Origin of the sequence: Catonella massiliensis, from assembly GCF_016651435.1 — a bacterium.
Taxonomy (GTDB): Bacteria; Bacillota; Clostridia; order Lachnospirales; family Lachnospiraceae; genus Catonella; species Catonella massiliensis.
Genome location: NZ_JAEPRJ010000001.1, coordinates 2,359,080 through 2,379,251 on the forward strand (window position 1 = coordinate 2,359,080; position 20,172 = coordinate 2,379,251).

Genomic DNA, 20,172 nt, shown 5'->3' on the forward strand with positions numbered 1-20,172 from the left:
AAGGTTTTGACAAGTAAAAAGTCCATCTCTAATTTTAGAAATGGACATTTAATATGTCTCCATAAGCAATAAATATGTTGATTTACGCCTCCATTATACGATGTGAGTATCAAAAGCATTTGGCACCGTATAATACAGGGGCTTCTACAGCTTTGCTAAATACTTGCATATATCTAGTAGGTAAGCTTATCAAGCTCCTTTACGTGCTCTGTTGTGTTGCTACAGGTGTGGCTCGCCTTAGAGGCATAGTTCTTAACTGAAGCAGTGGACTTCACTATGGCCTGCATGGTTCCGGGACCTGCCACACAGCCTCCAGGGCAGCCCATTCCCTCAAGAAGATATCCGTTGTACTTACCTGCCTTTGCAGCCATAAGCATCTTACGGCAGTCTCTAAGTCCCTCTGCGTTGTCGGTCTTCACCTCCATATCAGGATGGAGGTTCTTTATTACATTTACTACAGAGGTAGCAACACCGCCTGAAACCGCAAAGTTACGGCCATCAGTCGAAGCATCGTTCACACCATCGGGATCTTCTTCAATATTCTCAATATCTATATGCTTTGAGGCAAATATCCCGGCCATCTCTTCAAAGGTAAGTACAAAGTCCACCTCTGAGCGCACCTCATCCCACATAGCCTCAAGCTTCTTAGCTGAGCAAGGTCCTATGAATACAACCTTACCCTTTGGATTGTAGTGCTTTATAAGCCTTGCTGTAAGAGTCATAGGAGTAAGCGCCATTGATATGCAGTCCTTCATCTCAGGGAAGAGCTTCTTTGCCATAGATGCCCACGCAGGACAACAGGAAGTACCCATAAATGGCAGCTTGTCAGGCACCTCTTCAAGGAAGTCGTTTGCTTCTTGGGTAGCACAGAGGTCAGCACCTACAGCCACCTCGAAAACGTCAGTAAAACCAAGCATCTTCATAGCCATACGTATCTTACCCGGAGTCACCTTCGCGCCAAACTGGCCTACAAAGGCAGGGGCAAAGGCCGCATAGATATGCTCACCCGACTGGATTGCTCGTATTACCTGGAATATCTGAGATTTGTCTGCAATTGCTCCAAACGGACAGTTTACAAGACACTGACCGCAGGATACACATCTCTCATAGTCTATGTCTGCTTTCCCGTGTACATCTGAATGTATGGCGTCCATACCGCAGGCCGCCGCACAAGGCCTTTCCTGCTTGATGATGGCGTGATAAGGGCAGATATCCGCACATTTACCACATTTGATACACACATCCTGATCTATCTTCGACCTGCCGTTTGTCCTGTCAAGAGAAACGCAGGTCTTTGGACAGACTTCCACGCAAGGGTGGGCAAGACAGCCCTGACAGCCGTCAGTTACGAACACCCTCTTCTCGGTACAGCCGTTGCAGGCAAACTTAATCACATTGACAAGTGGGGGAGTATAGTAGGTCTCTGGCCTGTCAGCCGCCTCCACATTGTCGGATATCTTAGCGTGTTCACTCGCATCTCTACAGGGAAGTCCCATAGCAAGTCTAAGTCTCTCACCAACTATAGCCCTCTCAAGGAATACGTCACTACGAAAGCTTCCTACTTCACCGGGAATTATCTTATAAGGCAATTCCTCGATTCTCTGGTCAGTTGGCCATTCTGTGTGGTATGCCATCCTGGCAACCTCAGTAAATATACGGTGTCTGATTTCCTTGATTCTTGTTTCAATGCCTCTCATTAGTTTTCCTCCGCATTTTCTATAAGCCTGCCCCTTGTAGACGGACTTATTTTCCTCATTACCGCTTCATTTACAATAGTATCTGCTCCACTTCCCAAGGCCCTTTTCACTATAAAGTGTGAGTTCATTATTTGGCTCATGGACAGCTTAAGACCTATGCTAATGAACTCCTTACCCGGTGTTTCATCTAGTTCAAGAAGAATCTCATTAGCCTTAAAATGTATCTTCATTATCCTACTTGCAGCCTCTTCTGTAAAGCAAAGTATCAATTTCAGAACATTTTCGTGCTCTTCATTTTCCGTATATTCGCCCTTAAGTGCTACATTGTAAGGCTCACCATTTAGATTAATGGTTGAATACGCAGGCTTATGAAAGCCCACCTTTATTTTGTGGACTTCATCCCCTTCTTTTAGCTTAATAAAAAGCGTATGATTTTCATAGGAGAATCCAATTTCACTTATACCCTCGGTAAAGTTATTGTGGGTAAGCTGTAAAAGGAGAGGAAATACTCCCTGGCACTTGTCTTCAAGCTCGTAGCTTCGTCCGTTAAGCCACATAAAGAAATCATGTTTAAGCGGATGAGGCTTGTTGCGGCTTGATATCTGAGCTCGAAGGTTTCCCTTTCTTTCCCAGCCTCCAGCCATAACAGGCTTCGTGCCAAATGCTCCGCTTTCAAGCTCTGATATAAGTTTACTAAGATTTACATTCCCCATAGGATTAGGAGGGAGGGCTTTATCTGAAATTTCAGGATTTTCCATGTATTTTTCAATGATAGCATCTACCTCCCCACTATGGAAAACCACAGGATCTCCTGCAAAATTCACTATTATCATATCAAGGTCAGGGTAAACTCTCACATCCTGCCCCATCATACCATCAAAGAGGTAACTCTCAGCCCTACAGCCCATCCAAAGCTGGTAGCCGTAGCCAAAATGTTCGTTTTCTATCTGTTTTGAGGTAGCCATGGTTACATATTCCTCGGAAATAAGCTGTTCGCCCTCCCATTTACCCTTGTTAAGGTATAAAAGTCCGAGCTTTGCTGCATCTTCAGGCCGTATAAACATACCCCAGCCACCCTTGGTAACGCCCTCAGGACTGGTCTCCCAAAAGCATTGGTTGATTCCAAGCTTGTTAAATATCCTCTCCTGTAAGAACTCATACATAGGCTTTCCTGCAAGCTTTGATACAATGGCCGAAAGCATGTAAGTATTCATACTGTTATAGTCAAATACCTTTCCTGCATTTTCCTTTAAGGACGCTGAAAGAAAGCCCTTAATCCACTCATCTCCAACCATGGAGCCACCCTCATTGAAGTTAACACCGGTGGTCATAGTGAGGAGGTTCGTGGCTGTCATATCTCTAAACTTCACCATCTGCCATAGGTTTGTGAGGTCGCCAAAGAAGTCTACAACCTTGTCATTAAGCTTTAGCTTCCCGTCATCATAGAGCAGACCAATAGCCATTCCTGTAAATGTCTTGCTCATAGAATAAGTGGTATGCCATTCTCCCCTTCTGTACGGCGAAAAAGAAGACTCACAGATGACTTTACCATGTCTAAGTACCAGAAAATGATGAAGTTCACTCTTTGCAGAGCCAAGTTCGAATAAGAGGTTGTAAAGAAAAGATGTAGGTACCCCCTCTGCTTCAGGAGTGCTTCTTTCCAGTGGCTTGGCATCTGCCTTATCCCAGTCAAACCGTGGTTTTTCAGGCTTAAATGTAGCCTTCCCTATATGTCCTGTCTTGCCTGTAAGTATATCAAACATTATAGCGGCTAGAGCTTTTTCAAAATTGGCCATATTACCTCCTAAAACTCTCTGATACCTTCTTTTCCCTCATCCCTGGTATTTTCTATATTTCTTATGATTACATCATAGCTTACCTGTTCATTTACCTTTACACTGACTGTATCTCCCACCTTGTGTCCCATCAAAGCCTTGCCCAGAGGGGATTCTATGGTTATGAGATTGCTAACTGAGTCTCCTCTTACTGAAGTTACAAGCTTATATATTTCTTCTTCATCATCTTCCACAAAATATACAGTTACAGTATTATCAAGTCCTACCTCGTCTTCTTTTGAATCATCCTCTATTATCCTTGCAGTCTTAACCATCTTCTCGAGGTAGCGTATCCTGCTTTCATTTTGATTTTTGAATCTTTTTGCTGCATAATACTCAAAATTCTCTGAAAGGTCGCCATGTGCCCTTGCTTCTTTGACCTCCGCTATTGCTTGCTTTCTTACCACCAGCTTTCTATGCTCAATCTCTTCTTCAAGCCTTCTTATATCGTTTTTTGTAAGCTTGTCGTACATTTGTAGACCTCCTTGATTTCGTGATAAAGCCTTCCTGCCGGTAAGCCTACCACTGTAGAATAATCTCCGTTTATCTTTTCTATATAAGCTTGAAATCTTCCCTGAATAGCGTAGCCGCCAGCCTTATCGTATGGCTCTAAGGTGGATATATACCCCTCTACCTCCGCCTCATTCATAGGATATACGCTTACTTCGGTTTTTTCTGAGAAGGTGCGTACAATCAGCTTATTTTCACTTAGCATGGTTTTAATTATGTTGCCAAACTCTGTTGCCTCTTCATTATTATCATTATCGGCTTCTTTCATCTGATTTTCAAGAATTTTAAATAATTCAAGGTATTTGTTTCCCTCTTTTACCCCCCTATTTTCAAGGACTTCCTTAGGGATATAGATGAGGGTAACTCCTGTGTATACCTCATGGCTTCTGCCCTGAATAAGCTCTATCATACGGCCTGCATCAGCCTTATCTCTAGGCTTTTCAAGAATTTCGCCGTCTACAGACACAACTGTATCTGCGCCGATAACTATGTAGGCGTCTCCTTCTTCTGTTTCTTTAGTTAGAATAAGGCTTTCAGCCACATCAGCAGCCTTTATAAATGAAAGCTCCTCCACCTTTTCCTTTGGGTGAAGCTTATTAAAGTCATTTTTTAACTTCTCCTCAGCCTCACTTACCTCAGTCGTAAATTCAAAGCCAAGCTTTCCAAGTATCTCAACCCTGCGTGGTGAAGCCGAAGCCAATATGTATTTTGTCATAATCATCCTCCTTTTTTTATCTTACCTTCGCCGTATTTTTCATTTATTTTTTTAAGCATGGTATCTAACTTATCGGTTTTTTCTTTTTTCTTTGACTCATTTAGTCTAATCTCATCCTGCGCACTTTTCTCCTTCATATAGGAAAATATATCAAGCTGCTTGCATTCATTTTCAGCCAGATTCGATACACCTACTCCAACCAGCCTAATGCCATCATTTTCGTTAAATAAGCCTCTCTCTCCAAAGCAAAGCTCTCTCATAAGTATAAGGGAAATGCTTTCTATATCCTTGATATCATTGGTTGGTTCTACCAGAGTAGTCTGCTTTGACCTCCTCTTAAAGCTGCTTGTTTTGGCAATAACGCTTATAGTATAGCCTGCTGCCTCATCTTTTGTAAGCCTTTTCCCCACACTTTCTGAAAGCCAGTGTATGACAGGGGGCATTTCTTTATCGTAGGTAGACACCCTGATGTCTGTGGGCAGGGTGGTCTCGTTTGAATAGCTCTTAGCAGCCTCCCTCTCCCCCGATACCACATCGCTTCCCCTGCCGTTAGCACTCTCATAGATATATTCTCCTGACTTTTCACCTAGCAGAGAGCAAAGCAGGGCTTTATCGAGCTTAGCTGCATCTCCTATTGTCTTAACTCCTATATTCTTAAGTTTTTCAGAAGTCTTATAGCCACAGCCATGTAGCTTTTCTATGGGAAGAGTCCACATTTTCTCCTTTATTTCCTCCGGAAAAAGAGTATGTACCTTGTAAGGCTTTTCAAAATCACTTGCCATCTTGGCAAGGAGCTTGATAGTAGATATACCGATATTAACAGTAAATCCAAGGCTTTCATAGATTTCTTCCTTGATTTTCTCTGCCTTAGTTATAGGTTCATCTGTCCCTGTCATATCAAGATATGCCTCATCAATAGACACCTGTTCTACTGCTAAGGCATATTTCTTAAGTATATCTATAAACTTCGCCGAGTATTCTCTATAGGTCTTAAAGTCAGAAGGGAAAAGTCTTAGACTCGGGCATTTTTCAAGGGACCTCATGACAGGTTCACCTGTCCTTACTCCCTGCTTCTTGGCAGGAATCGAACAGGCTGTGATAACTCCATGTCTTTTTGACACATCCCCTCCTATGGCAGAGGGTATGGTTCTAAGGTCAATGCTTCCCGGCTCTTCTTTAAGCATCTTAACTGCTGTCCACGAAAGAAAGGCTGAGTTTACATCCACATGGAATATCAGCTTGTCCATTTCTTCACCTCCAAAGTGAATCTACTTCAGATATCCTCTCTTGCCTAGGAATGTTCTATATCTTTCTCTCTGACTCCTTATGATGTCATCTGAGTTAACAAAGTCTGCAAATTCTGCTTCGCTTATCCATTTATAGCCAATGGTCTCGTTTTCCTGCAAGGTTACGCAGTCCTTCGCGCAGTCAGTCCTTGTATAAAAGTCTTCAAATATGCATTTCCCGTGTATAGTCCTGCCAATGTGTTCAAAGTCTTCTGCTTCTATTCCGGTCTCTTCTTTTAGTTCCCTCTTTATACAGGTAAGCTTGTCCTCGCCTTTTAGTGCACTTCCTCCTGCTGTGGCTTCGTATTTGCCGGGATTGGTAGGCTTGTTTAGGTCTCGCTTCATAAGTAGAAAGTCGCCATCTTCATGCTGAACCAGTACTTCGCATACAAGATGATAAAGCCCATCAGGTATCTTTTCTCCCCTAACCAGGTCAACACCTGCAAGGGTTTCGTCTCTATTATAACCGTCCCAAATTTCCATGATTCCTCCAAAACTTCTGAATAATAATACTATTTCATACTGTGTGACGCCCGGAATGATAGAATTTCAGACTCGCTCCGGCATCCGCTTCGCTTCGCCTAACACGCTCGCTTAGAATTCTATCATTCCGGGCTGTGAACTGAAAGTCTGTCTTACTTACGCCTTCTTCTCCCAATGTGCTTACTTTTGTTCTACTAGTTAAGCCTAAACTAATAATGCCGCATAGTTCGCTGTTGCCGCTCTGACTTCGTGCTTCGCACTCGTAGGTTGCGGACAGCTATTATATAGGCAGGACTAACGCACTTTGCTTCGTTGCTTCGCACCTTGCAAAGTACGAGTCACTGCCAAAAAGCGAGCGCATTAGGTTTTTCGTCAAAGGAGCTATTCTTAAACCGCCTCTCACAGAAAAACCGGAGCGAGTCTGGACATTTATTAGTGAAGGCGTCACTTAGTCAAACGAACATAACATCAGTGAAGGCATCACTAAGTCAAATCAAAAGTAAGCTCATTGCCTTCTCATTCTAGCATAGCGGATTTTTGCTTGGTTTTCCACCCGCACGAGGATATTTTTTAGGAGTATTTTTTACTTTTTCTATAGAAATCAGCACCCTGGTATAGTCAGTATCCTTTATGGTAAACTGTGCCTTATCCTTTATTTCTCCGCCAAGCACCCTAATAGCTGTCTTTGATGCCTCGATCTCTTCATCGGCTCCAACTGCCTTATAAGCCACGAATTTCCCGCCTGGTTTAACATAAGGGAGGCAATATTCGCTAAGGGTTGGGAGAGCAGATACAGCCCTTGATATGCATAGGTCAAAGCTCTCTCTGTATTCTCCCTTGGTCTGCAGCTCCTCCGCTCTGGAGTGTATGGTAACTATGTCTTTAAGCTCAAGTTCCTCGATTACCTCATTTAAGAAGTTCAATCTTTTATTGAGGGAATCAAGGAGCAGCACCTTAGTTTCAGGGAATACTATCTTGATAGGAACTCCCGGAAAGCCTGCGCCTGTACCGATATCCAGCACAGTCATAGGTGTAGTCATATCCATTACCTTTGCTATCATAAGGCTGTCTACAAAGTGCTTGATGACAAATTCTTCGTAGTCTGTGATAGCGGTAAGGTTCATTACCTTGTTTTTTTCTATTACCATCTCGTAGAATCTATAGAGTTTGTCACATTGCTCTGAAGTTATTGTAATTTCTTCATTTTCCAGTTTTTTTATAATAAGTGATTTATCTTCCATCAGTCATCCTCTTTCGTGAATATAATCATACCTATAGCCCCCGTATGATATCCAAATAATTTTGTATCTGCCCAAGCACCGCATATACAGTAACTATCTTTTCCTTTATTTTATAAAAGACAAGATTTTTTTCAAGAATTAATACCATATAGCCCTGTCTTTTAAGTACATTGTATTTTGGTGTAGTTCCGATATAAGGATTGTCCCCTAAAGATAATATAGCCTCTTCAAGTTCACTTAATTTCTTCAAAGCCACGCTATTTCCAAAATTTTCAGCAATATAAAGTATATTTTCCCTTATCAGAGCATCGGCTGTATCAGTTCTTATAATCCCATATTTCAAATCCTCTCCTCCTTAAGAATATCTCTCAAATCATCAAAAGTATCCTTAATAGGAGCAACTCTCTCATATTTAACATCTTCATCAGCTTCTGCAAGTATTTCTAAAAGCTCAATTCGGGCTTTCATTCTTTTATATTCCTCATATCCGATGGAAACCGTATCTCCCCGTCCATTTACGGTAATTATAACTGCTTCCTTCTCTTCCCTGCATTGTCTGGATATTTCATTATAATGATTACGCAGATCTACTGACGGTCTGATTGTTTCCTGTTTGATAAACATAGGCTTGCCTCAAAAAAAAATATAGACATATTATATCTTAATATGTCTATAAAATCAATTGACCTTAACTGGCGTCATCTATATTTGCCATGTAGCATGAACAATCTCAATATTAAGCCTTCACTACAGGTACCCAAAGCTCCATTTTATAATCAGAGCTGTGCATATCGCCTTTGAAATAATACTCGAAATCAGGCTTTCCTGAATGGATATAACCATGTTCCGGGAAGAATACCTCCATCAGGTATTTCCAACCGGCATGTATGCACTCCGGTACCTTTCCGGTTAATTTAACTACTGCATACTCTGCCTCGTCAACTTCTAAAACTTCCAGTCCCATATCTTTAGCCTTTTCTACGTCTGTAGTAATATATCCTGCCATATAGTTTATCCTGTCAGGACTTTCAACATCATGACAAATTCCTACTCTTTCTCCTTTACCGAGTCCTGCCAGTTCTTCGTGGCTGTACTTTTCATATAGCTTATCCCATACGTTCGGGCATAGTGATGAGTTTATATCCTGCTCATTATACCCTGCCACCTTAAATGCCTGTTTCTTTTCAATCTTAATATCCATGCTTCTTCCTCCTTTTACGCTAAGTGCGAGCCTGATTCTGGAAACCAGCTTAAACGGCTTCCCTTCTTTTACTTCAGAGGGAGTAAAGCCATGGAATTTTTTGAAAGCAACACCAAAAGCGTCAGGCGATTCGTAGCCGTATTTCATTGCTATATCAATTATTTTTTCGTCTGTGTCCCGCAAGTCTATCGCTGCCTCAGTAAGCCTTCTACTTCTTATGTATTCAGAAAGTGTAGTTTCTGTAAGCATAGAGAAAAGTCTGCTAAACATCGGATAAGAGTAACCGGATAAGCTTGAAATCTTCTTCTCGTCAATCTCACCATCAAGTACTGTTTCTATATAATTCACAGTATCATTAAACAATTTTATGATATTCACTTTAATTCCCTCCTTTCGCTTATCATTTTAGCGTTTTGGAAGATAATTTACCCTAGAAATTGGGTACAAATTTGCAAGGATGGTAATACTATATTTTTATTTTAGCTGACATTATTTCATCTTTATTTATGATATAAAATATGTTGCCATTATTTACACTCCGTGACCAAAGTTTATCTGCATTAAAATCTTGCTTTTCCAGCATAGCAACCATACCGGAACCAAGTTTGATAAACTTACCCTTAAATTCTTTCTTAGTACATTTTGGAATAAATTTCTCTATAGATTTGATATTTGTAGCATAAACAAGCTCATCTTCAAAGTTTAATACCTGCGGAATAATAATTATTTCTTTAACACGCTTTGAACCTCTCAAAATCTTAATATTATTCTCAAGTTTCTTTAGTAAACCTTCTTCTTCAACGTCAGTATCAAATATCAATACTATTGTTGTGTCTGGTTTAATGTTCATAAGCCTACTGTTTTTGATTTCATTCTGCAAAATATTTAATACATCAATCTTTCCCGATAACACATATTTATTTTTTATTTGTTCTATAAATACTTTTTCAGTCTCACCTTCAACATAGTACTGAACCGGATTTTTATTTATTTTCAACTTCTAAGTCCTCCAGTTCATATATTTTATCTCTGCTTGGAACTACATCAAATACATCATTTTCCATTGCATTTCTAAGAGATATATCATTTTTCTTTATATACTCACTTGGATATACTACTTCTATTTTTTCTCGTTTTCTTAAAAAAGAAAAACTATGTCTTGGAAGATTCATGTCCAATAAGTCCATATTGTGCGAGGTGAAAAATAGCTGCTCTCCGCCTCCAAGCTTATTAATCATCACACTTAAAAATGCCTGCTCCAAATCAGAATGCACATAAGAGAATTTTTCGTCACAGTAGTAGAAACCATTTTCTCTTAAAATAATTGAACTTATCAAATCTGCAATCCTAATTCCAGCAACGGTTCCACTTGATAACTTACTTTCCTTAATTACCTCACCTTCCTGTATAATTATCTCCTGATTTTCTTTTTTTATTACATAACTGTCTTTAACATCTAATTTTTTTACAGAGATTATATCGGTATCAAGTGCCTGCAAAACTTTTTCAAGTACTGCCAGCTTTAATCCATCATCCGTATTATTAATTAAAATGAATTCACTGCCTTCACTTAGGGCAAAATTCCAGCCTATCTTGGTTATTCTTTCATTCCCTATTTCTTTAGTTGTTTCTTCTAATTTTTTACAGCATTTTTCATATGAATCGTTTTTTGCTATATATGCTTTCTGCACCTGTATAATAACTTTCTTATTATCCGGAAAAATTTCTCCGATAAATCTGTGCATAACATTTTCGACTAAAACAATATCTGCACTGAATTTTCCAACTTTATTTTTATCACTTATAGCATTTACTAAGCCATCAAACTGTTTTAGTGCAATACTATAAAAAATATCCCTAATTGCCTTCCCTAAAGTGGTTTTTCCTGAGGCATTACTACCCATTATAATATTAACTTTTTTATATCTAAAATTTGGTCTTTCCGGCAGATGTTCATTAGGAATGGTGCTTCCAACTATCTTCTTTGGATAAGCAAAATTCATCTTAAAATCCTTGAAGCCATATATATTATCCAGTTCTAAATTCATTATTATCATAAACAACCTCGCATATTAGTTCTGTTATTTGTAACTAATAGTAGTTTATCATTTATTTATAGAGTTTACAAGTGCTAATACCCAATCCTAAAATAATCCAAATAAGCCTTATACCTATCCTGTGCAGTTAAGCAGGTATCTCTTAGATAGCCTTTTTCTGTTTCCCATTCTGCAAGACCACGGTAATAAAACATTTTCAAATCATCTTCTATAATAAATGGTACAATGTTGTATTTCAGGCATTCCTTGAACATAATCAGTCTACCGACACGACCGTTTCCGTCCTGAAATGGATGAATTTTTTCAAATTTTGCATGAAAGTCCAAAACATCATCTAAGCTTTTTTCTTCTTTTGCATTATACTCATCTAACAGCTCTTTCATCTTGCCAGACACCTCTTCAGGAGGGGTAGTGTGCATTCCACCCACTTCATTGGGAAGCTTCTTATAGTCTCCAACCACAAACCAATCTCTTCTTGAATCACTGGTTCCATTTTTAAGAAGTAAATGTAACTCCTTTATAAATTCTTGTGTGAGCGTAGACTTTGCATTGTCGATTATAAGGCTGACTATGCGGAAATGATTTGCTGTTTCAATCACATCATCTACATTGATACTGCCATTTTCTACATCTATAGTATTGGTTTCGAATATATACCTAGTCTGCTCGTGAGTGAGACTGCTGCCTTCAATATGGTTAGAATTATATGTAAGCTCTATCTGGGTTTTGTGATATATCCCACCAGCATAGCCCGAAGATTTTTCTTCCTGTAAGATATCAAGCAGTAATTTATTCCTGTTTTGCAACATTTCCTCCATTATTTATCTTATTCTCACTCCCTACATCTGCTGCATCTCCATCAATTCATAAAAGCTTCCCCTAAGCTCCATAAGCTCCTCATAATTGCCAAATTCCTTCATGCCTCCCTTTTCCATAACTGCTATTTTATCTGCATTTCGGATGGTTGAAAGTCTGTGCGCTACTACAAATGTAGTCCTGTCTTTTGATAGCTTTGCCACAGCCTCCTGTATCTGTCTTTCGGAAACTGTATCAAGTGCAGAGGTAGCCTCATCTAAAATCAGCACTCGCGGATTCCTTATAAATGCCCTTGCTATGGAGATTCTCTGTTTCTGTCCTCCCGAGAAATTACCTCCATGCTCCTTTAGGACTGTTTCAAGACCGTCTGGCAGGCTGTCTACAAGTTCTCTTAAGTTTGCTGCGTCTATTACCTTTTGAAGTTCTTCCTCGGATACATCATCAAGTCCATATGTAATATTTTCCCTGAGTGTACCACTAAAAAGTATGGAATTCTGAGGTACTACAGCCAGCTTCTTACGGTAATGATGTAGGTTCATCTCCTTGATATCACAGCCGTCTATAAGCACCCTGCCCTCTGTCGCCCTCATAAAGCCGATTACAAGGTTTAGAATAGTGGTCTTACCGGCTCCCGAAGCTCCTACTATGGCTATGGTTTCACCGGGACTTGCCTTAAAGCTAAGACCGCTAAAGAGAGGCTCATCGCTGTCATCATACTTGAAGCCTACATTGTCAAATTCTACAAAGCCCTTAATCTCAGGCTTAAGCTTATTTTTATCACTGCCCTCAATGTCGTTGCTAAGCATAATATCAGAAATCGAAGTCACCGACTCTAGTCCCTTGGTTACAACAGGCACAAGACCTACTATACCTGCTATACAGCCAACTACAGTACCAAAGTAAGACTGGTACATAGCCACATCACCTATGCTTATTTTCTTGTTAAGTGCCATAAAGGCAGTAAATATAAGGCAGAACACTCTAAACACCTGAAATACTACCCAGCTCCATGCACCGAAGTAAGTCTGTATCATATCAAGCCTAAAGCCCTTGTCTGCTACCTTTACAAGCCTTTTCTCCATCTTGTTAAGTTCTCTTCTTTCAAGGGCATGTGCCTTTGCTACAGGTATCATCTCCATCATTTCAACCACTGAAACTGTCGTCTCTTCCATCTCTTTACGAAATGCTGTGTTGTAGTTCTTTACCTTCTCCCTGAAATAAAGCATAAGAAGAACCGCCACAGGCACAGCAGCAAGGAAGAATCCAAAGACGATTTTACTCTTGGTTATAACGATGACAAGGGCAGCCACGATATTTACAACTATATAAAGCACAGTTATAAATATCTGCGAACTCAAGTTTTCTATCTGCTCTACATCCCTCATAACCTTTGACTGAAGCCTGCCTGACTCCATCTGGGTATGGTAAGAGATGGACAACTGCTGGAGCTTTCTAACCAGAGCGCATCTTAACTCCTTTTCCACCTGCCTGATGGTCTTGGCGTAGAAATACACATGAATGTAACTTGTAGGAACATTTTGTACCGTCAAAAGTATGATAAAGACTGAGTTTAGGATAATCTTTTTAACAGCATCCTCATCAGGCTTCGTGATTATATCAATCATCGCAGCCATTACAAGGGGAGATATCCAGGACGGCGAGTCTTTTATAAGGAAAAAGACTACCGACCAGAAAAGCTTGACATACTTCCCCTGATAAATGGCTATCAGCGTTTTTAACGGTTTACCTTCATTTTCCCTAAATATGCTTTCATAATCCGGTTCTTTGTAGGCTGTTTTCATAAGTCCATCCTTTGGCTATAATTATCTTACTAAAAATCCAATTTCCTCAATACCATCATACTTTTGTTTAACCGTTATTAAATTCAAATTAAATTCAACCCAAGAATATTTGTTTGGTAATACCATTTTACCTGTGCTATCTACAACTCCATAGTAATCGTCCTTACTTCTTACTATGAAGAGTCCATCATCATAGTCTAATATACTTTCCCATCTATTCTTTATACTTAACTTTTTCTTCCAGTCAGCACTATAAATAATCACCTCATCTATACCACTATCTTTATGATCTGACTTACCCTTCATTACCATATACTCTCCTGAAGCAAGCCTCTCTATAGACTTGGTGTTGTTTATCTCAAAAATTTTTTTACCTTCTTTATCTACAATTATTTCGGACAAATAGCCTCCTGTTTTGCCATTCTTTCTACATATTAAAGAAAATACACCGTTTTGCTTATCCAATACTCTGAAATAATCATATTTAGTCTTATGTAGCTCCTTACCACCTGCCGACATAATGCCGAATTTACCATTATTGGTCACCAAAAACAGTGACCTACCTTGATATTGAGTATTTGGAAGTTTCTCAATATTTTCATATTGTTTAGCAAAAACCTTGTCTTTTCCGTTTTTATATCTATAAATATAGTCAAGCCCTTTCTTTAATATCATTTCATCAGATTTAAGTCTGAGTATTTCATCGTATTCAGGCTTTATAAGCTCTCTTCCAGTCTCCGAAATAACTCCATATTTATCATCATTATCCACTTTAGACATTCCACCATAAAATCCGTATATTTTATTATATTTCTTAGAAGCAGCCTTTCCCCCTTTGTAATTCACCATATAAAATAAATATTTTTTGTCTAAAACTATAGCCTTATCCTTGTAAGCCTCTCTAATTTCATTATATTTATAGCTAAGTAGCTGCTTGCCATCATCTCTCACAAGACCATACTTGTCGTTTCTGCTTTGTACTAGGAAAATTATCTTATTCTCTTTATACCTTTTGTTAACTCCTTTAGGTGGGTCAAGTATCCCTGCAAATGGATCTCCCGGAGTATCCAAGATATTTCCACCCACTCCTTTTACAGTTTTATTTTTACCACTCCAAATCAGCCTGCCTTTTGTATTATATAAATTCAATTCAGAATCATATCTTTGAGGAACTGCTATCCTATATTCTCCCTCATTATTTATAAGAAGGTCTGCTTCCAGTTTCAAATTGTTTGCTATTATTATAGAAACACCTGATTTCTGTGAAAGTGACATAAAACCTCTCTTAGTTTTCTTCTTATTTGTGATAAGAATATATCTTGTGTTATTAACTTTCTTTTTATAAATCTCATCGTTAGTACCTAAAACATAGCCTTTATGAGTTTTTAATACTTTACAGTTATTTTTAGTGTCAAGGATAACAAGGCCATCCTTTGTTTCTCCACAAATAAAACGGTCTCGCTCTACCCCACTATTACTGATATGATATCCTTTTGAGTCAATACCTATATGGTCTGCAACATCCTTTAAGTTTGTGCAAACTTTATTACCCTCATCATCTAAAATGTACCCCTCATATGTATTCATATTTTCACTCACAAAGAAGAACTTCCCTTCTGCAAGAGGCACTACCTCTTCAAATACAAAACCTGTTCTTTTACCGTTCTTACAGAAATATAGCTGCATCTTGCTATTATCTCGTGAGCTATAAATCACAGTTTCCCAATAAATACCTTCCATGTCTATTTCGGATGCTTTAAAGCTGTTTCCCGCATTATACACGCGGCTTCCTATCCACACTATATCTTTCTCTTTTAGTGCAGCCTCTGCAGGAGCCACTGCTCCTATTGTCATAGTAATAAAGCATGCTGTTGCCACAAGTTTTTTCAATTTTCCCATAAGTTCCTCCTTAAAATTAGAGATTTTTTTTGCGTACTTATATTTTACCATTTTTTTCGTAGAAATGATATAGTTTTATATTGACTTTATACATTTAACAACTATAATAAATTAGGCTTTAGATTACTCGGAGGTGAGCATTACATATATAAAAAGGGCTATTTCAGATGTGCTAAAGCGTAGAGTGAAGACCAGCAAATGTACACCGGTACTTGGTGCAAGACAAGTTGGCAAATCAACACTTATAAAAAAGGAATTTCCAAAGTATAATCGTACAAATTTTGATGACAAATTAACGAGGCCGCAGGCGAAGGAAATATGTTTGAGACTTTTGTAGTTTCAGAGATATTAAAATCATATTCCAATGAGGGAAGGGATTATCGATTTAACATTTTCTATTACCGTGGAAAGGATAAAAATGCTTCTGAAGAAAATGAAATTGATTTGATTATCGAGGAAAATGGCATCCTATACCCTGTAGAGGTTAAAATGTCCGGCAACCCTAAGGCAAGCATGGGAGCGGCAAATCCAGTACTTGACAAGATTCCTGACAAGAAAAGAGGGGTAGGGGTTATTCTCTGTCTAATTGATAGGAAAACATATCTTAGGGGGAATCTAATAGCGCTCCCTATTGAATATATTTAGTACAGCAAATTCTAATTTGTAGGGCTGATGTGTTGTTAACTTACTAAGTCACGCCTCCACTAATAAATGTCCAGACTCGCTACGGTTTTTCTGTAAGATGCAGTTGTAATATGGCTTTGTTAACGAAAATCCTGATGCGCTCGCTTAGGCATTATTAGTTCCGGCTGTTTGATTGATAAGTCGTCACAAACAAACACATCAGCCACATGGGGGCAGGCGGGGGTGGCTGTCTTTAATTTGGTGTTCTAGTAATTTTTTGTATAAATTAAAGGTATCAGCTCCGAATGATAAATTCTAAGCGAGCGCATTAGGCGGAGCGAAGCGGATGCCGGAGCGAGTCTGAAATGTTATCATTCGGAGCGTCACTTAGTCCGATGTATTTAGACTTGCAACTTAAATTTGCAGCATAATTATTCACATAACTCAATAATTTAAGCTGCCAGCTTCGAATGATAAATTCTAAGCGAGCGCATAAGGCGGAGCGAAGCGGATGCCGGAGCGAGTCTGAAATGTTATCATTCGGAGCGTCAACTTAGTTTAGATTATATAACTCGACAAATTAAAATTTACTAGTGAGGAGTCTAATATGGACAAGTTAAAAGAATTCTGGCAGGAATCAAAAGCAGATTATGAAGCCAAATACAATACCCCGTTTTTAACGGATTACGATAAGTCTCTCCCTTACTTTGAGAAAATGCAGGAGCTCTTGCTTGATATGCAAAAAGAGAATAAAAATAATGTAGATGTAGCTTGTTTACTTGCTTCTGTCCGAATGGAGCTTCGTGACAGTTATGATACCTGTGGAGAGCTTTTACTTGATTTTCTTGATAAAAATGAAAACTGCTTATCTGACAGTGACAAAGCAAGAATATACACAAACATCGGATATTACATTGATTTTGAGTCTTCTAATCCTAAGCATTTACTTAAAGCAGAAGAATTAGATTCTCAATATTATGAAACTTATGAAGGTTTAGGCTTGTATTATTTTAGCGAGTATGAAAGAGATAATGGTGAGAAATACCTTGAAAAAGCCATAGTACATTTTGAATCAGCAAGGGAGCTCTCCAACAACTATGTGAATCATTTTAATTATGCTGCGGGGCTTTATGAGAATAAGGAGTATCAAAGGGCAAAAGCAATTTTTGAAGATTTACTTATAGACTACCCCGGTAGAATGAGGCTGATACTGGCACTGGCCTATTGTGAGCTCTTTCTTGGGAATAAGGCAAAAGCAAAGTTCTATCTTTCTCAGGTAAAAGACGGGCAGGATGAGAATTATTCACTATGTACGGATGATATTTCTGATTATCAAGTCTATGACTCCTACTATGTGCTTGACGAATACGATACATTTTTAGAAAACTGCAAAGCCGTGATATGCGATTATTATACCGATGACTGGAAGCATTATTATTATACTCTGTGGATTAAAAACCTTAAGCATGATTTTTATAACTTGGTTAATTCCACCATTTCAAGGCTTGAAGAAGACATAAAAGAAGCTGAGATTGATGAGGATTATAGCAGTTCTGAGGAAAAAGAAGAGTATATCAAAAGCTACAAAGAAGATTTAGTAAAGTATAGGGCTATGATAAAAGATATAGAAGATGGCTGTAAAAAGCCTGAAATAACTCTCAACCTCTACCCTGAGTATGAGTGTTTTCTAATAGACTGTCTAAGACATAAGTTTATGGACTAATATTATTTTAAACTGTTTTCGGCTAATCTGTACTCTGATTACATTTTAGCCGAAAAACGCTTTTGTGGCAAGTCCATTTTTATTCCTACAAATGTAAAAATATCTATTCGTTTTGTCCTTTAAAATGAACTTGCCTAAGTAACAAAATTTAGGAGTAGACATCTCTAAGTTTTGCCATAAGATATTTCTCTAAGTACTCATTTATGCCTGTAACTCCATTTTCGTCATATTTAGCAAAAGAGCCTATGTTTCCTTTTTTTATTTCTTCCTTTGTGATACTTAAGGCCTCTTTATAGTTTCCTTCTGCAATATAACACAAGATTATACCCAACACACTATGTTCATCTTCTCTACCTTCTAATTCAGACTTAAAAGAAGATATATCAGTAAAGCGTTTATTATATTCATTTATTATGCTGTCTGCCTCTTCAAAGACTCTTATCAAGGCATAGTTTACCTCATCAGGTGACCCGACTGGAGTATTATACTCCTTTATTATCAGCGGATAAGGACCTTCGGACGCAGAAATATGTGGGTTAATTGAGGTTGTTCCCAAATCATCCATTTCATACACTTCCCAGAATATATTGTCAATTATAAGCGGCTTAACAGATATTTTTGTGCTTATGTATTTCCCAAGGCTTGCGGGATAAACATCTATATTTACCAGATAGAGATAATCATTTACCACCTTATAAATCCAGCCCGACAGCAACTTGTATCCGAACTCTTTAACAAGTGATTTAAGCGTTTTAACTACAGTTTTTTTCAATTCTCTTACAGCCTGCTGCTCCTTATGAGTCATATTTTCCTCTCCCTTTTAGCTATTTATTCTGAGAATATTTTATCTAAAATCTATTTATATTCCAACCCCTTTTTCCTTACAACCACTGCCGCAAGCAAGAACGCCAAGACATCTGCCACAGGCTGAACCAGATACAAGCCCTTTTGTCCTAAAGAGAGTGTTAGAAGAAAAAGTGCAGGTATATAAAATATTCCCTGCCTTGATATTGATATAATCAGGGCAGTATAGTACCTGCCTATGTTTTGCATATACATGCTCCCTGTAGCAAAATAAGCCATAAAAGGCAGGGTAAGGCATTGGATTCTAAGTATGTCCACAGCAATATTTATTACATCCTTATTCCTTGACAAAACTTCTGTAAATTCCCTTGCAAATACATATAAAACGACTGCTGATACGCTCATAAATACCGTGCCAACTCTCACATTGTACTTAAATGCCTTTCTCACCCTCTCATACTGCCCTGCACCGTAGTTCATTGCACATATTGGCTGAAATCCCTGTCCCCAGCCTATTACAAGCATGTACGCAACTGCTGCCACCCTTGAACTAACGGTTAGTGCCGCTATTACCTCTTCTCCAAAGCCTGCTGCCACCATATTGAGCAGTACTAAAGAAAGGCTTGTGATTCCCTGTCTTGCAAAATTCGGCAGCCCTCCTACCAAGATGTGATAAACATTTTCCCTTGTAAACCTTGCTTTTGTAAGGCTTACAGCAATATTCCCATTCTTACCTGCTAGTATAAATAGTACCAAAGCACCGACAACCTGTCCGATTAAGGTCGCATAGGCCGCTCCGATGAAGCCCATTTTAAGGCCAAATATAAAAAGAGGGTCTAAGATGATGTTGGTAAGCATGCCGGCAAGTAAGCCCTTCATACCATCCTTTACATTGCCACATAGCCTAAGCTGATTGTAAACAGTGAATGAAAATAGTACAAAGGGCAGGCTTATGGCAATTACCCTCAGATATTCTCCCGCAAAGCTCTGTAGGCTCTCAGAGGCAGAGCCGCCTATAAGAGCTGTTAAGGGCGATATGAATATTAGTGAGGCTGCAGAAACAACGAGCCCTGTAGCCAAAGCCATTACTACAGCTGTAGAAGAGTAGACTTCTGTCTCTTCATTCTTCCCTGCTCCAAGGCTTCTTGACATAGCATTTCCACTGCCATAGCCAAACCAAAAGCCTAGAGCCTGAATCAGGCTCACATAACTAAATGTGATTCCTATCGCTGCTGTCATTGACTTATTGCCTAGCATTGCAATGAAAAAGGTATCTGTAAGATTGTATATCATAGCCACAAGCATACCGATAATGGTGGGAACGGCCATTTTTATGAGGAGGGGAAGAAGTGGGGCAGTAAGTATGTATTCTCTTCGAAGCTCTTTTTTGTTTTCAGGCTGTGTTGCTCTGCTGTTTTCTTCGTTATTTACCCTGTCCATACTCTACCTCCTCTCGCCATTTAATTATCCTGTCTTTCT

19 protein-coding genes are annotated in these 20,172 nt (G+C 38.9%); 2 read left to right on the plus strand and 17 right to left on the minus strand.

The annotated features are described in order from the left end of the window. Positions 1-173: 173 nt before the first annotated feature. From JJN12_RS10545 to JJN12_RS10615, 15 genes are all read right to left on the minus strand, one after another. Positions 174-1,697 (minus strand): 4Fe-4S dicluster domain-containing protein, encoded by a 1,524-nt coding sequence (locus JJN12_RS10545; RefSeq protein ID WP_208429642.1) that lies wholly within the window; start codon positions 1,695-1,697, stop codon positions 174-176. Further along, the gene (locus JJN12_RS10550) at positions 1,697-3,493 is read right to left on the minus strand and encodes a serine hydrolase domain-containing protein (protein WP_208429643.1); all 1,797 of its coding nucleotides are present in this window, start codon (positions 3,491-3,493) and stop codon (positions 1,697-1,699) included. Before JJN12_RS10550 ends, JJN12_RS10545 begins: the two co-directional genes overlap by 1 nt. Before the next feature lie 8 nt (positions 3,494-3,501). Next, positions 3,502-4,005: a transcription elongation factor GreA gene (gene greA / locus JJN12_RS10555; RefSeq protein WP_208429644.1), complete on the minus strand. Its 504-nt coding sequence runs from the start codon at positions 4,003-4,005 to the stop codon at positions 3,502-3,504. Beyond that, the gene (locus JJN12_RS10560) at positions 3,975-4,757 is read right to left on the minus strand and encodes a Maf family protein (RefSeq protein WP_208429645.1); all 783 of its coding nucleotides are present in this window, start codon (positions 4,755-4,757) and stop codon (positions 3,975-3,977) included. The genes greA and JJN12_RS10560 overlap by 31 nt, the downstream gene beginning before the upstream one ends. A gap of 2 nt (positions 4,758-4,759) precedes the next feature. After that, positions 4,760-6,004: a Y-family DNA polymerase gene (locus tag JJN12_RS10565; RefSeq protein ID WP_208429646.1), complete on the minus strand. Its 1,245-nt coding sequence runs from the start codon at positions 6,002-6,004 to the stop codon at positions 4,760-4,762. Positions 6,005-6,025: 21 nt separating this feature from the next. Further along, the gene (locus JJN12_RS10570; RefSeq protein WP_208429647.1) at positions 6,026-6,526 is read right to left on the minus strand and encodes an NUDIX hydrolase; all 501 of its coding nucleotides are present in this window, start codon (positions 6,524-6,526) and stop codon (positions 6,026-6,028) included. 521 nt (positions 6,527-7,047) lie between these two features. Next, positions 7,048-7,767, minus strand: coding sequence for a 16S rRNA (guanine(527)-N(7))-methyltransferase RsmG (gene rsmG / locus JJN12_RS10575; RefSeq protein ID WP_208429648.1), 720 nt, complete (start codon positions 7,765-7,767; stop codon positions 7,048-7,050). 31 nt (positions 7,768-7,798) lie between these two features. After that, a complete protein-coding gene (locus JJN12_RS10580; protein ID WP_208429649.1) occupies positions 7,799-8,110 on the minus strand; it encodes a type II toxin-antitoxin system RelE/ParE family toxin in 312 nt (103 codons plus the stop codon). Further along, positions 8,107-8,391 carry a type II toxin-antitoxin system Phd/YefM family antitoxin gene (locus JJN12_RS10585; RefSeq protein WP_208429650.1) on the minus strand — a complete coding sequence of 95 codons (285 nt, stop codon included), beginning with the start codon at positions 8,389-8,391 and terminating at the stop codon, positions 8,107-8,109. The genes JJN12_RS10580 and JJN12_RS10585 overlap by 4 nt, the downstream gene beginning before the upstream one ends. Positions 8,392-8,503: 112 nt before the next feature. Beyond that, positions 8,504-9,346 (minus strand): AraC family transcriptional regulator, encoded by an 843-nt coding sequence (locus JJN12_RS10590; RefSeq protein ID WP_208429651.1) that lies wholly within the window; start codon positions 9,344-9,346, stop codon positions 8,504-8,506. An 88-nt stretch (positions 9,347-9,434) separates the two neighbouring features. Then, a complete protein-coding gene (locus JJN12_RS10595; protein ID WP_208429652.1) occupies positions 9,435-9,965 on the minus strand; it encodes a hypothetical protein in 531 nt (176 codons plus the stop codon). Next, positions 9,952-11,025, minus strand: a complete 1,074-nt coding sequence (locus JJN12_RS10600) for an AAA family ATPase (RefSeq protein ID WP_208429653.1) — start codon at positions 11,023-11,025, stop codon at positions 9,952-9,954. The genes JJN12_RS10595 and JJN12_RS10600 overlap by 14 nt, the downstream gene beginning before the upstream one ends. Positions 11,026-11,099: 74 nt before the next feature. Then, the gene (locus tag JJN12_RS10605; protein WP_236013767.1) at positions 11,100-11,831 is read right to left on the minus strand and encodes a Fic family protein; all 732 of its coding nucleotides are present in this window, start codon (positions 11,829-11,831) and stop codon (positions 11,100-11,102) included. Between the two features lie 33 nt (positions 11,832-11,864). Next, positions 11,865-13,643 (minus strand): ABC transporter ATP-binding protein, encoded by a 1,779-nt coding sequence (locus tag JJN12_RS10610; RefSeq protein ID WP_208429655.1) that lies wholly within the window; start codon positions 13,641-13,643, stop codon positions 11,865-11,867. Positions 13,644-13,664: 21 nt separating this feature from the next. Next, the gene (locus JJN12_RS10615) at positions 13,665-15,542 is read right to left on the minus strand and encodes a WG repeat-containing protein (protein WP_208429656.1); all 1,878 of its coding nucleotides are present in this window, start codon (positions 15,540-15,542) and stop codon (positions 13,665-13,667) included. A gap of 318 nt (positions 15,543-15,860) precedes the next feature. Here JJN12_RS10615 and JJN12_RS10620 point away from each other — a divergent pair, with 318 nt between their 5' ends. Both JJN12_RS10620 and JJN12_RS10625 read left to right on the plus strand, forming a co-directional pair. Then, a complete protein-coding gene (locus tag JJN12_RS10620; protein ID WP_236013768.1) occupies positions 15,861-16,187 on the plus strand; it encodes a DUF4143 domain-containing protein in 327 nt (108 codons plus the stop codon). Between the two features lie 586 nt (positions 16,188-16,773). After that, positions 16,774-17,889: a tetratricopeptide repeat protein gene (locus JJN12_RS10625; protein ID WP_208429657.1), complete on the plus strand. Its 1,116-nt coding sequence runs from the start codon at positions 16,774-16,776 to the stop codon at positions 17,887-17,889. Between the two features lie 148 nt (positions 17,890-18,037). Here the strand turns inward: JJN12_RS10625 and JJN12_RS10630 are convergent, their stop codons facing one another. Continuing rightward, a complete protein-coding gene (locus tag JJN12_RS10630) occupies positions 18,038-18,694 on the minus strand; it encodes a hypothetical protein (protein ID WP_208429658.1) in 657 nt (218 codons plus the stop codon). A 50-nt stretch (positions 18,695-18,744) separates the two neighbouring features. Continuing rightward, positions 18,745-20,133: an MATE family efflux transporter gene (locus tag JJN12_RS10635; protein WP_208429659.1), complete on the minus strand. Its 1,389-nt coding sequence runs from the start codon at positions 20,131-20,133 to the stop codon at positions 18,745-18,747. Positions 20,134-20,172: the final 39 nt, after the last annotated feature.

Bases quoted from the DNA above. Each gene is read 5' to 3' on its own strand.
- JJN12_RS10550 (WP_208429643.1), bottom strand. From the start codon at position 3,493: ATGGCCAATTTTGAAAAAGCTCTAGCCGCTATAATGTTTGATATACTT.
- greA (WP_208429644.1), bottom strand. From the start codon at position 4,005: ATGTACGACAAGCTTACAAAAAACGATATAAGAAGGCTTGAAGAAGAG.
- JJN12_RS10620 (WP_236013768.1), top strand. From the start codon at position 15,861: ATGTTTGAGACTTTTGTAGTTTCAGAGATATTAAAATCATATTCCAAT.
- JJN12_RS10565 (WP_208429646.1), bottom strand. From the start codon at position 6,004: ATGGACAAGCTGATATTCCATGTGGATGTAAACTCAGCCTTTCTTTCG.
- rsmG (WP_208429648.1), bottom strand. From the start codon at position 7,767: ATGGAAGATAAATCACTTATTATAAAAAAACTGGAAAATGAAGAAATT.
- JJN12_RS10635 (WP_208429659.1), bottom strand. From the start codon at position 20,133: ATGGACAGGGTAAATAACGAAGAAAACAGCAGAGCAACACAGCCTGAA.
- JJN12_RS10610 (WP_208429655.1), bottom strand. From the start codon at position 13,643: ATGAAAACAGCCTACAAAGAACCGGATTATGAAAGCATATTTAGGGAA.
- JJN12_RS10625 (WP_208429657.1), top strand. From the start codon at position 16,774: ATGGACAAGTTAAAAGAATTCTGGCAGGAATCAAAAGCAGATTATGAA.
- JJN12_RS10545 (WP_208429642.1), bottom strand. From the start codon at position 1,697: ATGAGAGGCATTGAAACAAGAATCAAGGAAATCAGACACCGTATATTT.
- JJN12_RS10630 (WP_208429658.1), bottom strand. From the start codon at position 18,694: ATGACTCATAAGGAGCAGCAGGCTGTAAGAGAATTGAAAAAAACTGTA.
- JJN12_RS10585 (WP_208429650.1), bottom strand. From the start codon at position 8,391: ATGTTTATCAAACAGGAAACAATCAGACCGTCAGTAGATCTGCGTAAT.
- JJN12_RS10615 (WP_208429656.1), bottom strand. From the start codon at position 15,542: ATGGGAAAATTGAAAAAACTTGTGGCAACAGCATGCTTTATTACTATG.
- JJN12_RS10560 (WP_208429645.1), bottom strand. From the start codon at position 4,757: ATGACAAAATACATATTGGCTTCGGCTTCACCACGCAGGGTTGAGATA.
- JJN12_RS10570 (WP_208429647.1), bottom strand. From the start codon at position 6,526: ATGGAAATTTGGGACGGTTATAATAGAGACGAAACCCTTGCAGGTGTT.
- JJN12_RS10600 (WP_208429653.1), bottom strand. From the start codon at position 11,025: ATGATAATAATGAATTTAGAACTGGATAATATATATGGCTTCAAGGAT.